Genomic DNA, 12,467 nt, shown 5'->3' with positions numbered 1-12,467 from the left:
AATCGCCCGTCCCAGTGCGGGATTGCGAAGACGGACGATGGCACGGAGCCTATCGCCCATGACATGCAGAAAGCCGGCGAATCAGCTTGAAGTTGCCGCATAAGACTGCACAATCGAGGTAATTACGCTCAAACCGCCGGCCCGACGCCGACACCGTCATAGGTCGAACCGAAGAGATTTGCGCACCATGTGATAATATCAAGAGGAGAACTGATTTGCCCAAATACATCTCAGGTATCTTTCTCGATTTCGATAACGTTTTCAGTTCCCTTTTCAAACAGTCCAAGGACGCAGCCAAGGAGTTCGCCACCGATCCGGCCAACTGGCTCGGCGCCTTTCAGGGCATGCGCGGTTCCGAGGTCGAGGACACCTCCCATAATTTCGTTATTCGGCGCTGCTACATGAATCCGGTGGGCCGCGTGGGAAACAGCTCGCCCTATTCGGCGTTCCGGCAATCGTTTGTGCGCGACGGCTGGGAAGTCATCGATACGCCGCCTCTCACCAACCAGGGCAAGACCAGCGCCGACACGCACATCGTCATGGACGTTCTCGATTCCGTCGCGCGCTATCCGCACGTCGACGAGTACGTGATCATGGCCGCGGATGCGGACTACACGCCGCTGGTCATCAGGCTGCGCAAGCATATGAAGACCACGATCGTGTACGCCGCGAAGGAGACCTCGGTCGCCTACCGCGCGGCCTGCGACTCCATCATCGACGAGCGGTCCATGCTGGAAATCCTCAGCCCCGATACCGGGGCAACCGCGGCGACAGCGGCGGGTATCCCGAGCAATCAACCGAGCCCCGAAAAAGTAGCCGACGTCGTCAATCGATATTTTGCAGAATCCGAAAAGGGACACCGGGCCAACGTGGCGACGCTCGGCAATATGCTGCGCAATCAATTTCCGGGCATTTCAGACGGCTGGATTGGACACTCATCGCTTAGCCAGTTGCTCAAGAAAGTCTGCGGGCTGAAGGTCGAGAATACCGAAAACCGTAATTTGGCTTGGAAGGAATGAGGCAAGGCGGGTTTGGTCCAAAGCTCGCAACTTGTCAGAACATAATCGGGATACAAAGATGACCCTTGAAGAGATTTGGCGTATTCGCGAGGAGGAAGTGTACCCATCCTTGTTCGGTGGTACGAGCCGGGGCATCTTCACATTGACGCAAGTCGAGTTTAGAGACCGGTTCGGCCAAACCGACGTGGATCCGCGATGGCTGTTTCTCGGCGTTTTCGAGTTTGCGCCTACGCGCAAGCGACCGTTCTGGGTCTACGTCACCTCGGGTCACTCCAACCCTTGGGACGACGCGCCCGGCGTTTACGCCCCAAACAGGCCTTCAGGGACAGGCGTGGAATTCCTCCTTGCCACCACGGAGCAAGGTGAATGGGCTATTCGAGAGGTGCTCAATCTCCTCGCTTTTGATCTCCTGTTACGCACCAACCGATTTGCCGGCAAGCCACCGTTGGCTGATGGAGACCGGATTCCGTTGCGCGCGCCGATTAACGGTGAACCGACATGCGTGCTTCGCAATTTCCTGATCTCGTCCGTTGGAGAGACTTGGCCTGGCTTCAACTTGCCGTCCGGTATAGTGCGATTTCTTTCCTTGGTGGGCATCTCCGACGCCGAGGTTCAATTCGCCAAGACGGCGGGCTCTAATGTTCTTGCGGCAATCTTGAATGCCGAGGGGTACTTAGTCACGGACACCCGGCGGCAGTCACTGTGATCGGCTTGCCGCCACAACATCAATTACATTCGAGAATTTGGTCCAGTGCAGTTCAGCATGGTCAACGTAATACGGGAGCCACCGCGCCGACGACGCCAGGCCAGCCAGTCCCAAGCCTCCCTTTTCGCGTTGACCTGAAGCGAGCGCCAACCGCCTATAAGCTCGACCGGCACCACGCCGCGAACGTCGTCGGAGATATCCCGGCGCTGATGATCCCAACCATGATGATGGCAAGCCCGACGGCATTGCGCAGCCACACCGAGGTAACCCGGCGACGGAGAAGAGGCAGCCCAAGGCCAGCCCCCAGAAGAACAGGCAGGGTGCCCAGACCAAAGCCGGACATCGCCACCGCCCCTCCGAGCCATGAGCCGGTAACCATCGCGTAGAACAGGGCTGCGTAAACCATTGCGCAAGGCAGCAGCCCCCAGACCGCCCCGCCAAGAAACAATCCGATCTCTGCCGGCAGCCGAGCCGTCCTGGCAAGGGCGTTCATCAGGTTGCTGACAGCCGCCGCGATCCGATACAGGACCGCCGGAAGCGGCGCGATTCCGAGCATCGAAAGCCCGATCCAGCCGAGTGCCGCGGCGGCTGCCCAACGAAGGACGGCATGGGCGACCGAATGATCGAACGCACCGAATATGCTCGATCCGAAACCGCCGACGATCGCGCCCGCGGCTACATACCCGAGGATCCGCCCTGCATTGATCAGCAATGTCGTTGTAAAGAGATCGCGCGCCGGTCGATTGGGATCCAGGTCGACTGCGAAATGCAGACTCGCGGCGATGCCGGAGCACATCCCAAAGCAGTGAAGGCTCGATGACAGCCCGAGCAGCAATCCGGCAAGGAGAATAGGTTGGTCGAAGTCGAACATCGAGATTCCTGCAGATGAGTGCGAACAACATCCGACCTTGACCGCCTCAGCATTGCGCTGCGTCAAACCGCGTCGCATCTCGCCGTCAATCGTTGTCCTTACTCCATCGCCCGATCGGTGCCGATCGCCGGCGAACCGAAAGCGCACGAGATCATTCGCTCGCGCCAGTGCATAGCGCTTGCCGCCTTAGGTTGCCGAGTGATCGCCATAGCCGCAGGGGCCGATTGCGACCCGCCGGGGGCACGCGGCGAGAACCGGCCCGATCTCTCTTGTGGCCGATCCGCCACGATGAAGCTCTGATCACGCCTTGGTCCGGCCAAGCGCGGCAACGGACCTCGACAAGGTGCCCGCCGCGGCAATAGGATGGTCTTGGCATTTTGGGGAAGATGATGCGACGGCGGCTGGAAGCCTTAATTCCAATCGTACTGTTTGCGATCACGGTGCAGCTGCTGGCGCCGATCGCGGCATTTCGCGTTGTCGCCAACGCCGTCTCCGATCCGCTCTACATGGCGTCGATCTGTGCGGGCATGGCATCCGCTCGGGATGGCTCACAGACCGACCCCGCCAAGGCCCAGCATCATAGCGGCAAGTGCTGCGCGGTTTGCGCGGCGGGTCAGGGCGGCGCCCTGGCCATCGATCCGCCGTCACCGGTTTTCGTCACCCTGCAGCGCAACTACCAGCTTGTCTCATGGCTGGAAGCCGCCAAGCCACAGCCGCCCCTCAGGGTCGGCTCGAACGCGCAGGCGCGCGCGCCACCTTCATATTCCTGACCTGCCCTACCTCGTGATCGGCGCGGCTTCGGCTTTGCCGATGGGTTGAATTGCGGGCCAGATATGGCTGGCCGGCATCAGGAATGTCTCATCATGTATCGTATCTCTGCCTTGGCAGCGTCAGCGCGCTTGCGCTGCGGCTTGCCCTTCTTGCGGCATCCGACGGAGCCTGCGCCCGATCAACCCGGCAACAGGTTGACAGTCGAACGCACCGGGCCGGAGCAGCCCCGCCATCTTGCGGCGGATGTCCTCTATACAGCCTTGCCATAAGCCACGCGCATTTCGATCGGCCATTTCGGGGTGACCCGTTATGGCCGGGCCCGACGCGGGCTGTCCGGAAACACGTGCCATCCGCGAACAGTCATGCGTCGGGCCACTGCAACAGTGCATGCCCGGCCGTAGCCTCGGGCGTAGGAGACCAAGTTGCGACACTCGCTTATTTATCACATCTGTGTTCCCGCCGTATGGACCAAGGCGAAGGAGAGCGAATATCGTTGTCCGTCGTTGGAAAGCGCGGGATTCATCCATTGCTCGACTTCCGATCAACTCATTGAGGTGGCCAGTCATCTATTTCGGGGCCAACGCGGACTTCTGTTGCTCGCCATCGATCCGGGACGCGTGACTTCACCTGTCCGGTACGAGGATGCTGGCAATGGAGAGCTTTACCCGCACATTTATGGGCCCCTCAACCCGAGCGCGGTCGTCGCTGTCGAACCTTTTGAACTGAAGGCGGACGGAACCTTCGTGCTGCCACACCGCGTGCACTGATTGATCAAGAGGACGATCGGTCTATGACCGAAAAGCCAAACGCATGTGGGGATGGCGGTGCCCGTGCCGGACTGGCCCCCCGTCGGTGAGACACGACGATTTTTGTGACGGCCATAGTCCATGTGAGCGCAGCGATATTCGGACGCCCCGATATCGCAGCGCTCACCCGCCCTCTCTCCGCTACATCCTCGCCTTCAGCGGCAGCCGAAACGTCCTGAACCCATCGACCTCGGGAAACAGGTTGGCGACTTCGCGCGGGGCCAGCACGACGGCGGCCGGCACTTCACCGTTGATCAGCCGATCGATCGCACTGGCCTTGGCTTCGCTGAACTGGACTTCGGCGGCACCTGCCGCCATCAGCGCCGCGCTGACGCGCCCGCTCGAGGCGGACTGTTTTTCGGTGATCGCGATGTTCTTGTTGTTCAGGTCGGACAATGAACTGATGTCGGGGCCCGCCAGCACGAGCGCGACCAGATTGTCGGGATCATCCAGCGGTGCGGTCGCGGCCTTTGCGATCTCCCTGGCCTTGTTGGCTGCCGTGGCGGGAGGCGGCGCAGCAGGCGCGGCGGCAACTTCGAGCGTCGCCGGCGGGTTGGCACTCTCCACCTTGGGCTCCGGCTTTTCAATGGAAGCGGTGGTCCCTTCGGGAGGCTTTGCCGGCATTGCGGCCGCCATGGCCGGCGGCATTGCGTTGGGCGCCGGACGGGCCGCGTTGGGCGCGGCGATCTTCTTGCTGTTCGACGTCTGGGCGCCGGACAAGTTGCCGTTCGATGCTGTCTTGCCGGCCGACGGCGCGCTGCGAGCAACGGGGGCAGCATGCTTTGCCGCGCGAGGGCGGGCCACGGGTTCGACCCGCTCAAATTCGGCCTGGGGCGGAACCGCGACGATGAGCGCGCGCTCCTCGTGACGCCGCGCCGACTGCGCCCGATAGGACCAGTCCATATAGGCCTGGCACGCGCGGCTGCAGGGTTGTCCGTCGATATAGACGACATCGGGAGAATCGAGCGCTTGTGCCTGCAGCGTTCCGGTCGAACCGAGGAACAGGATCAGGGGCAGCAAAGTCCAATGTCTCGACATGATCACTCCGTTTGAACGCGCAGGCGGCGAGAACCGGCCTGGTAAAGGCCTTGCGCTCGAGCTACGGCCGACCCGGAGACGGAGTTTCAAAAAAGGACACCCATCCTACTTTGCATGGGGTTGTTTTGCAGATTTTGTGGTTGGGGCCCCGCGCGCGTGTCCGACCGCACCCGAGTTCCGTCATTGCGAGGAGCGAAGCGCCAAGCAATCCATCTCTGCGTCTGTGGTCACAGGCGTGATGGATGCTTCGCAAAGCCCGTCATCGGGCGCGGATTCGCGCGACCCGTTGGCTCGCGACGCTGTGGCAGGCTTTCGCCGTGCAGATCGCCTAGTTCGGCACCGCCCTCTTCGCCATGGTCGGCCCGTTTGCGTTGACCGTGACGCCGCGCAGCAAATTGAACGCGGCGGTCAGCGCCTTGTCGTCCTTCTCGTTCGGCGGAACCCAGGCCTGCGAGCCGGCCTGCTCGGCGCCCTCGGCGGCAAGGTGGCCGCGCATCGAGGCTTCGCCTTTCAGATCGGTGCGGCCCTTCAGTTCGTCCGGCACCTCCTGCAGCACCTCAAGGTCGGGCGCGATGCCCTGGGCCTGGATCGAGCGGCCGGACGGGGTGAAGTAGCGCGCCGTGGTCAGCGCCAGCGCGCCGTTGCCTGAGCCGAGCGGGATGATGGTCTGCACCGAGCCCTTGCCGAAGGTGCGCGTGCCGATCAGCGTGGCGCGCTTGTGGTCGCGCAGCGCGCCGGCCACGATCTCGGACGCCGACGCCGAGCCGCCGTTGATCAGCACCACCAGCGGCTTGCCCTTGGTGATGTCGCCGCCGCGCGCGGTGAAACGCTGGGTTTCCTCGGGCGTACGGCCGCGGGTCGAAACCACCTCGCCCCGCGACATGAAGGCGCCCGATATGGAAACAGCCTGGTCGAGCAATCCGCCGGGATTGTTGCGGAGGTCGACGACATAGCCGGCGAGCTTGTCGGAGGGTATCTCCTTGTTGATGGTGGCGATGGCCTTCTTCAGGCCGTCGGTGGTCTGCTCGTTGAAGCGGGAAATCCTGATATAGCCGATGTCGCCGCCGTCGGTGCGGTGGCGGACCGGCCGCACCCGGATGATCTCGCGCACGATGGCAACTTCGATCGGCGCTGCAGCGCCCTTGCGCGCGACCTTCAGGCGGATCTTGCTGTTGGCGGGACCCTTCATCCGGCCTACCGCCTGCTCCAGGGTCATGCCCTGGATCTGCTCGTCGTCGATCTGGGTGATCACGTCGCCCGACAGCATGCCGGCCCTGGCCGCCGGCGTATCGTCGATCGGCGTCACCACCTTGACGAGGCCGTCTTCCATCGTGACTTCGATGCCGAGCCCGCCGAACTCGCCATGCGTGGTCTCCTGCATGTCGCTCCAGCCCTTCTCATTCATGTAGCGCGAATGAGGATCCAGCGCGGAGATCATGCCGTTGATGGCGCCTTCCATCAGCTTGGAATCGTCGGGCTTCTCGACATAGCTCGTCTTGATCCGCTCGAACACGTTGCCGAACAGGTTGAGCTGGGTATAGGCGTCGGAACGCGCCGCGGCCTTCGCCGCTGCCACCCAATTGGTCCCCGGCGATCCCGTCACGGCGAGAGTCAGACACACGCCCGTCACCGTGCCGAGAACAAAGGCAAAATTCCTGCGCATGATGGGGCGTCCCTTGTTCTTGATATTTGGACGCCCGCGATTCCCCTGAATCGGCGCCCCTGTCCCGATACCGCCAACTCACAACGGCTTTTTGGTCGGATCAAGGCACGGCCGACCCGGACCACTACGGCCATGTCGGAGCGGCTCTGTCGGCGCGCGGGTGTTACCCGTATGCCACTTGCCCGCAGGCGGGTGACGGAAGCTACGGATTTGACGGTCTATTCGGCTTCCTGCAGGCCGTTCTGCCAGGTCGAGGGCCTGGTTCCAAACCCGCGCTTGGCGCGGGTGCCGAGCCAGTAGCCGAATTGCGGCGGAACGTTGCGGAACGGCCCCTCGACGCCGAGCTTGAGCGCGGCATCCATCGGCCAGTTGGGATTGTTGAGGATTTCGCGGCCCACCGCGATCAGGTCGGCCTGGCCGTCGCGCAAAATCTGTTCGGCCTGGTCGCCATGGATGATGAGGCCCACCGCCATCGTCATGATGTCGGCATGCCGGCGGACATATTCCGACAGCGGCACCTGATAGCTGTATTTGATTTCCTTACCCAGGATCGGCGCCACTTCGGTGATGCCGCCGGACGAACAGTCGATGACGTCGACGCCTTTCGGCTTGAGGATCTTCGCCAGCCGCGCGCTCTCATCCGGTCCCCACCCCGCATTGTCCTCGACCGAGAGGCGGACGAACAGCGGCTTGTCGGCGGGCCAGTGCGATCGTACGGCTTCGGTGACTTCGATGATAAAGCGCATGCGGTTGGCTTCGGAGCCGCCATATTCGTCGGTGCGCTGATTTGATCGTTCCGAGAGAAACTGATGCACGAGGTAGCCGTGCGCACCGTGCAGTTCCAGCACCTCGAACCCGGCGTCATGCGCGCGCCGCGCCGCGTTGCCCCAGGACTGCACGAGATCTTTCACTTCGCTCCGCTCCAGCGCCTTCGGCACCGGCCATTTCTCGCTATGGGCAATCGCGCTCGGCGCGACCGGTGACCAGGCATCCCAGTCGTCGATATCAGCCGTCCGCTGCAGCGGGCGGTCGCCCTCCCACGGCCGGGTCGCGCGCGCCTTGCGGCCGGAATGGCCGAGCTGGATGCCGGCGACCGAATTCTGCTGCTTGATGAATTTGACCAGCCGCCCGAGCGGTTCGACAAAGGCATCGTCCCAGATGCCGAGATCGCCGACCGTGCCGCAGCCGCGCCGCTCCACCTTGGTCGATTCCACCACCACGAGGCCGGCGCCGCCGGCGGCGAACTTGCCGGCGTTCATCAGATGCCAGTCGGTCGGAAAACCCTTCACCGCCGAATATTGATGCATCGGCGGCACCACGATGCGGTTCTTCAGCGTCACGCCGCGGATTGTCATCGGGGAGAACAGCAGCATTTCCGTCATGGTCATTTCCTCAGCTGAGACATCGTTGTCCCGGCACCACGCCGGGCCGTGTCTTCTTGTTATTGCTTGTTGTTATTGCTTGGCGGCGCCTTCGGCGGACTTCGCCTTCGGCTTGGCTGGCGGCGTCTTGGTGGCGGCTTTCGGCGCGCTGTCGCTGCGCACCGTTCCCCAGGGGTCCGTTTTCTGTTGTTCCGGGATGTTGCCGAGCGACCGGCGGTAGGCCCGCTCGGCCTCCCTCTCGGCCGAGATTTGCGCTGGCGTCTTCGGCTTGTCCTCCTCGCCGTACTTGGCCGGACCCTGTTGGGCCAGCGCCGACCCGGTCAACAGCCCGATCACGGCCATGGCGCCCAGAACTTTACCCACGGCTTGCATGCGACAACTCCCTGAAGTTCGGCGACAGCCTTAGCACAGCTTGCGGACGGGCTTAAGCGTCTGGATCGGGCTTTGAGGCAAATCCCGGCACGGCCGTTGATCGGGCCGGCCCGGTTTTGTAAACGATTGCCATGAATTTGCCGCTCACGCCCTCCTCCGTCGACGTCCTGCTGTTCGATCTCGGCCGGGTCGTACTCGACATCAATTTCGATTCCGTGATGGCGACATGGGCGGGACACGCCGGCTGTGCGCCGGCCGAGCTGGCCAGCCGTTTCGTCGTCAACGACAGCTTCAAGCATCACGAGACCGGCCGGATCGACGACGCGGCGTTCTTCGCGGACCTGCGCCGGTCGCTCGGCATCGGCCTGTCAGATGCGCAGTTCCTCGAAGGCTGGAACGCGATCTTCGCCGGCGAGATGCCGGGCATCGCGCCGCTGCTGGCAGATGCGGCGCAACGGCTTCCGCTCTACGCGTTTTCCAACACCAATCCGGCCCATGTCGCACACTTTTCCAAAACCTATGCCGGTGTGCTCGGCCATTTCCGCGAGATATTCCTGTCGTCCAGCATCGGTTTGCGCAAACCCGACGCGGAGGCCTATGATCACGTGGTAAAGGCGATCGGCGTACCGGCGTCGCGGATATTGTTCTTCGACGACTCGGCCGCCAATATCGAAGGTGCGCGGGCGCGCGGCCTTCGTGCCGTCCACGTGACGTCGATGGATGACGTGGCGCAGGCCCTGACCGCACTCGAAGTCTAGGAGTTGTGCCCGTGGCCCTGATGCCTGTCGCCGATGCGCTTGCTGCGATCCTTGCCGGCGCTGAACCGTTGCCTGAAGAAATGATCGCGCTCGAGGCCGCCTATCACCGTGTGCTGGCGCGCGACGTCGCGGCACGGCGAACCCAACCGCCGCAGGCAATGTCGGCGATGGACGGCTACGCGGTGCGTGCGTCGGATGCCGCCGACACCAGCGCGCGGCTGAAAGTGATCGGCGAAGTCGCCGCCGGGCGGCCGTTCGAGCGCAAGGTCGGCAAGGGCGAAGCGGTACGCATCTTCACCGGCGGCGTGATCCCCGACGGCGCAGACGCCGTCATCATCCAGGAAGACACCGCCGTCGACGGCGACCACATCACCATCACCGAAGCAGCGGTCCCGGGACGGCATATCCGCGCCGCCGGCGTCGATTTCCGCGAGGGCGACGTGCTGCTCAAGCGCGGACGCCGCCTCACCGACCGCGATCTGTCGCTCGCCGCCGGCATGAACTATCCGGAGCTGGCGGTGCGCCGCCGGCCAAAAGTCGCCGTGCTCGGCACCGGCGATGAACTGGTGATGCCGGGAACGAGCCCCGGTCCCGGCCAGATCGTGTATTCCAACGGCTATGCGTTGCGGGCCCTGGCGCGCGCTGAGGGTGCCGAGGTCGCCGATCTCGGCATTGCCGCCGATACCTTGGCCGCCACCGCGGAAGGCATCCGCCGCGCGCGCGAGCTCGAAGCCGATATCCTGATCACCATGGGTGGCGCTTCCGTCGGCGACCACGACCTCGTTAAACGCTCGCTGGAGGCCGAAGGCACCGACATGGCGTTCTGGCGCATCGCGATGCGCCCCGGCAAACCGATGATGCACGGTCGGCTGGGTGCGATGCGGGTGATCGGCCTGCCCGGCAATCCGGTCTCCTCCTATGTCTGCGGCTTTCTGTTTCTGGTGCCGCTGATTCGCGCCCTGTTGGGCCGCGACACCATCCATCACGTGCGCGAACGCGCCGTGCTGGGCCGCGACCTGGCGGCCAACGACCAGCGCGAGGACTACTTGCGCGCATGGCTCGAGGAGCGCGCCGACGGTGTGCCGGTTGCGGTAGCCGTGACCCACCAGGATTCGTCGCTGTTGGGGAATCTCGCTGCGGCACGGGCACTTGTGATACGTGCGCCGCTCGCGCCGGCTGCCGTAAAGGGCTCGCGTTGCGAATTCCTGCGGTTGCCGGACTGACGCCCCGCCGGCATCTTGAGACGGAGGCAGAACGCGTTCACCAGAAATTAAGTGGTTGCGGAACACATATCGAACATATAGTGTCCGTTCATGATTTGTTTCGACTGCTAGTGTCTGTTGTCAGGGGTTGGGGACTTCTGCGAGGGACATGACGATTCGGAACTCTAAGACGACGCCAACCCCGGGGGATTGCTCGCGATGCTTACGCGCAAACAATATGAACTTCTGCGTTTCATCAATGAACGGCTGAAGGAAGCCGGCGTTCCGCCCTCCTTCGACGAGATGAAAGACGCGCTCGACCTGCGTTCGAAATCCGGCATCCACCGCCTCATCACGGCGCTGGAGGAGCGTGGCTTCATCCGCCGCCTGCCCAACCGCGCCCGCGCCATCGAAGTCATCAAGCTGCCCGAACTGGCCGCCGCCGCCGGCAGCCGCCGCGGCTTCACGCCGAGCGTCATCGAAGGCACGCTCGGCAAGCGCACGGTCAGCGCGCCGGCTGCAGCAGACGATGGTGAGCGTCCGGTCGCGGTGCCCGTCATGGGCCGGATCGCCGCCGGTACGCCGATCGAGGCGCTGCAGACCCGCAGCCACACCATCAGCGTGCCGCCCGACATGCTCGGCTCCGGCGAACACTATGCGCTCGAAGTGCGAGGCGATTCCATGGTCGATGCCGGCATTCTCGACGGCGACATGGCGCTGATCCAGCGCAACGAGAATGCCGACACCGGCGATATCGTGGTCGCGCTGATCGACGAGGAAGAAGCCACGCTCAAGCGTTTCCGCCGCCGCGGCGCCTCGATCGCGCTGGAGCCGGCGAATGCCGCCTACGAGGTCCGCATCCTGCCGCCCAATCGGGTCCGGATCCAGGGCAAGCTGATCGGGCTGTACCGCAAATACTGAGCTGCCGTTCGCCGGCATCACCGCGACGCAAATCCAGCCCCGGTCCTTCGGCCGGGGTTTTTGCTGCGCGGCTGCGTATCGCGTTTGTGATCAGCACGCGGTGCACCGGCCGCAGAAATGCCCCGAAGCAGGAAAAGTCTCGGTGCCAAGTCCACTCTGATAGAGGCCGGTGCCTCGTTCCAGACACGGGTCTGCTATCTCAATCGAGGGAGCCATCCGATGTGTGACTACAGCCTGCATGCCGTCGCGAGCCGGCCTGCCCAGGTCGGCGAGACGCTGATCACCACTACCTTCCGCGGTACATCGACCCGCGGCTTTGCATCGGAAAGCGAACCGGCGGTCGCGGTCTGCATGCTTCCGGGCACTGAACTCGCGTTCGCCGAGGAGGTCAGATACGACAGCCGCTGGATCTGGACCCGAACCTCCGACTGGCGGGTCGGGAAATTCAATCAGATCGAAACCGAAGTGGCCGAGCGTCACCATGACGCGATCGAATTTCCGGACGGAAGCCGCGTGTTGGTGACACAACTCTGCCGCGGCCAGCGCGCGACCGTTCTGCAATTGCCGGTGACCGGGAGCGACCGCACGGCGAAGCTGACTGGAACGCCCCGAACCGAATCCACCGTCGCGCGTTAACCCCACTTCCGATCCGCCGGTTCCGGCCGGTGGATCGTCGTGGTATGTTTTCCAGGTTACGCGTCGCCGAGAGGCAATCGGTGGTCAACAAGGTTACATGGCAGAAGGCTGGACGAGTGACCGAGCCGGGGCGGTACATGTTCCGCTACGGCTGGCTCACCGTCACGGCCGACGATCTCGCGGTCTGGCAGAAATTCCCGGAGGCGTCGTTCACACTGGTCGGCCTGCCCTCGTCCCCCGATGCGCCCGAGGAATATCATCTGGGCGCGTTTGAAATACCGGCTCATCCGTCAGCGCCCGCGATCGACGAGCATTAGTTTTG

Annotated in this window: 14 protein-coding genes; 9 read left to right on the top strand and 5 right to left on the bottom strand. The window is 63.5% G+C overall.

Going from position 1 to position 12,467, the window contains the following annotated elements; translation table 11 throughout:
• Window positions 1-215 precede the first annotated feature (215 nt).
• Complete coding sequence (locus tag QUH67_RS16840; protein WP_300947777.1) at window positions 216-1,019, top strand: NYN domain-containing protein; 804 nt, start codon at window positions 216-218, stop codon at window positions 1,017-1,019.
• 58 nt (window positions 1,020-1,077) lie between these two features.
• Window positions 1,078-1,725, top strand: a complete 648-nt coding sequence (locus QUH67_RS16835; protein ID WP_300947776.1) for a suppressor of fused domain protein — start codon at window positions 1,078-1,080, stop codon at window positions 1,723-1,725.
• 154 nt (window positions 1,726-1,879) lie between these two features.
• On the opposite strand, the gene QUH67_RS16830 is transcribed toward QUH67_RS16835, so the two are convergent.
• The gene (locus tag QUH67_RS16830; RefSeq protein ID WP_300947775.1) at window positions 1,880-2,596 is read right to left on the bottom strand and encodes a sulfite exporter TauE/SafE family protein; all 717 of its coding nucleotides are present in this window, start codon (window positions 2,594-2,596) and stop codon (window positions 1,880-1,882) included.
• A gap of 389 nt (window positions 2,597-2,985) precedes the next feature.
• Between QUH67_RS16830 and QUH67_RS16825 the strand changes: the two genes are divergently transcribed.
• Both QUH67_RS16825 and QUH67_RS16820 read left to right on the top strand, forming a co-directional pair.
• Window positions 2,986-3,366 (top strand): DUF2946 domain-containing protein, encoded by a 381-nt coding sequence (locus QUH67_RS16825; protein WP_300947774.1) that lies wholly within the window; start codon window positions 2,986-2,988, stop codon window positions 3,364-3,366.
• A gap of 423 nt (window positions 3,367-3,789) precedes the next feature.
• On the top strand, window positions 3,790-4,134 hold the full coding sequence (locus QUH67_RS16820) for a DUF952 domain-containing protein (RefSeq protein WP_300947773.1): 345 nt from the start codon (window positions 3,790-3,792) through the stop codon (window positions 4,132-4,134).
• A gap of 180 nt (window positions 4,135-4,314) precedes the next feature.
• Here QUH67_RS16820 and QUH67_RS16815 read toward each other — a convergent pair whose 3' ends face one another.
• The 4 genes from QUH67_RS16815 to QUH67_RS16800 all read right to left on the bottom strand — a co-directional run bounded on the left by QUH67_RS16815 (window position 4,315) and on the right by QUH67_RS16800 (window position 8,628).
• The gene (locus QUH67_RS16815) at window positions 4,315-5,211 is read right to left on the bottom strand and encodes a hypothetical protein (RefSeq protein ID WP_300947772.1); all 897 of its coding nucleotides are present in this window, start codon (window positions 5,209-5,211) and stop codon (window positions 4,315-4,317) included.
• A 328-nt stretch (window positions 5,212-5,539) separates the two neighbouring features.
• Window positions 5,540-6,874, bottom strand: a complete 1,335-nt coding sequence (locus tag QUH67_RS16810; protein WP_300947771.1) for a S41 family peptidase — start codon at window positions 6,872-6,874, stop codon at window positions 5,540-5,542.
• 218 nt (window positions 6,875-7,092) lie between these two features.
• The gene (locus QUH67_RS16805; protein ID WP_300947770.1) at window positions 7,093-8,256 is read right to left on the bottom strand and encodes an NADH:flavin oxidoreductase/NADH oxidase; all 1,164 of its coding nucleotides are present in this window, start codon (window positions 8,254-8,256) and stop codon (window positions 7,093-7,095) included.
• A gap of 72 nt (window positions 8,257-8,328) precedes the next feature.
• Window positions 8,329-8,628 carry a hypothetical protein gene (locus QUH67_RS16800; RefSeq protein ID WP_300947769.1) on the bottom strand — a complete coding sequence of 100 codons (300 nt, stop codon included), beginning with the start codon at window positions 8,626-8,628 and terminating at the stop codon, window positions 8,329-8,331.
• A gap of 131 nt (window positions 8,629-8,759) precedes the next feature.
• Here QUH67_RS16800 and QUH67_RS16795 point away from each other — a divergent pair, with 131 nt between their 5' ends.
• The 5 genes from QUH67_RS16795 to QUH67_RS16775 all read left to right on the top strand — a co-directional run bounded on the left by QUH67_RS16795 (window position 8,760) and on the right by QUH67_RS16775 (window position 12,462).
• Entirely contained in the window at window positions 8,760-9,386 is a 627-nt protein-coding gene (locus QUH67_RS16795; protein ID WP_300947768.1) for an HAD-IA family hydrolase, read from the top strand.
• 11 nt (window positions 9,387-9,397) lie between these two features.
• The gene (locus QUH67_RS16790; RefSeq protein WP_300947767.1) at window positions 9,398-10,609 is read left to right on the top strand and encodes a molybdopterin molybdotransferase MoeA; all 1,212 of its coding nucleotides are present in this window, start codon (window positions 9,398-9,400) and stop codon (window positions 10,607-10,609) included.
• 198 nt (window positions 10,610-10,807) lie between these two features.
• The gene (gene lexA, locus QUH67_RS16785) at window positions 10,808-11,509 is read left to right on the top strand and encodes a transcriptional repressor LexA (protein WP_300947766.1); all 702 of its coding nucleotides are present in this window, start codon (window positions 10,808-10,810) and stop codon (window positions 11,507-11,509) included.
• 219 nt (window positions 11,510-11,728) lie between these two features.
• Window positions 11,729-12,145 carry a hypothetical protein gene (locus tag QUH67_RS16780; protein ID WP_300947765.1) on the top strand — a complete coding sequence of 139 codons (417 nt, stop codon included), beginning with the start codon at window positions 11,729-11,731 and terminating at the stop codon, window positions 12,143-12,145.
• A 44-nt stretch (window positions 12,146-12,189) separates the two neighbouring features.
• Window positions 12,190-12,462: a hypothetical protein gene (locus QUH67_RS16775; protein WP_300947764.1), complete on the top strand. Its 273-nt coding sequence runs from the start codon at window positions 12,190-12,192 to the stop codon at window positions 12,460-12,462.
• The last annotated feature ends 5 nt before the right edge of the window (window positions 12,463-12,467 follow it).

Origin of the sequence: Bradyrhizobium roseum, assembly GCF_030413175.1 — a bacterium.
Taxonomy (GTDB): domain Bacteria; phylum Pseudomonadota; class Alphaproteobacteria; order Rhizobiales; family Xanthobacteraceae; genus Bradyrhizobium; species Bradyrhizobium roseum.
Note: the sequence above shows the minus strand (reverse complement) of the source record. Positions and strands in the feature narration are given on the sequence as shown.

Excerpts from the sequence above, each read along its gene's own strand:
- QUH67_RS16780 (WP_300947765.1), top strand. The coding sequence starts at position 11,729 with ATGTGTGACTACAGCCTGCATGCCGTCGCGAGCCGGCCTGCCCAGGTC.
- QUH67_RS16825 (WP_300947774.1), top strand. The coding sequence starts at position 2,986 with ATGCGACGGCGGCTGGAAGCCTTAATTCCAATCGTACTGTTTGCGATC.
- QUH67_RS16815 (WP_300947772.1), bottom strand. The coding sequence starts at position 5,211 with ATGTCGAGACATTGGACTTTGCTGCCCCTGATCCTGTTCCTCGGTTCG.
- QUH67_RS16800 (WP_300947769.1), bottom strand. The coding sequence starts at position 8,628 with ATGCAAGCCGTGGGTAAAGTTCTGGGCGCCATGGCCGTGATCGGGCTG.
- QUH67_RS16795 (WP_300947768.1), top strand. The coding sequence starts at position 8,760 with ATGAATTTGCCGCTCACGCCCTCCTCCGTCGACGTCCTGCTGTTCGAT.
- QUH67_RS16810 (WP_300947771.1), bottom strand. The coding sequence starts at position 6,874 with ATGCGCAGGAATTTTGCCTTTGTTCTCGGCACGGTGACGGGCGTGTGT.
- QUH67_RS16805 (WP_300947770.1), bottom strand. The coding sequence starts at position 8,256 with ATGACGGAAATGCTGCTGTTCTCCCCGATGACAATCCGCGGCGTGACG.
- lexA (WP_300947766.1), top strand. The coding sequence starts at position 10,808 with ATGCTTACGCGCAAACAATATGAACTTCTGCGTTTCATCAATGAACGG.
- QUH67_RS16835 (WP_300947776.1), top strand. The coding sequence starts at position 1,078 with ATGACCCTTGAAGAGATTTGGCGTATTCGCGAGGAGGAAGTGTACCCA.
- QUH67_RS16830 (WP_300947775.1), bottom strand. The coding sequence starts at position 2,596 with ATGTTCGACTTCGACCAACCTATTCTCCTTGCCGGATTGCTGCTCGGG.
- QUH67_RS16775 (WP_300947764.1), top strand. The coding sequence starts at position 12,190 with ATGTTTTCCAGGTTACGCGTCGCCGAGAGGCAATCGGTGGTCAACAAG.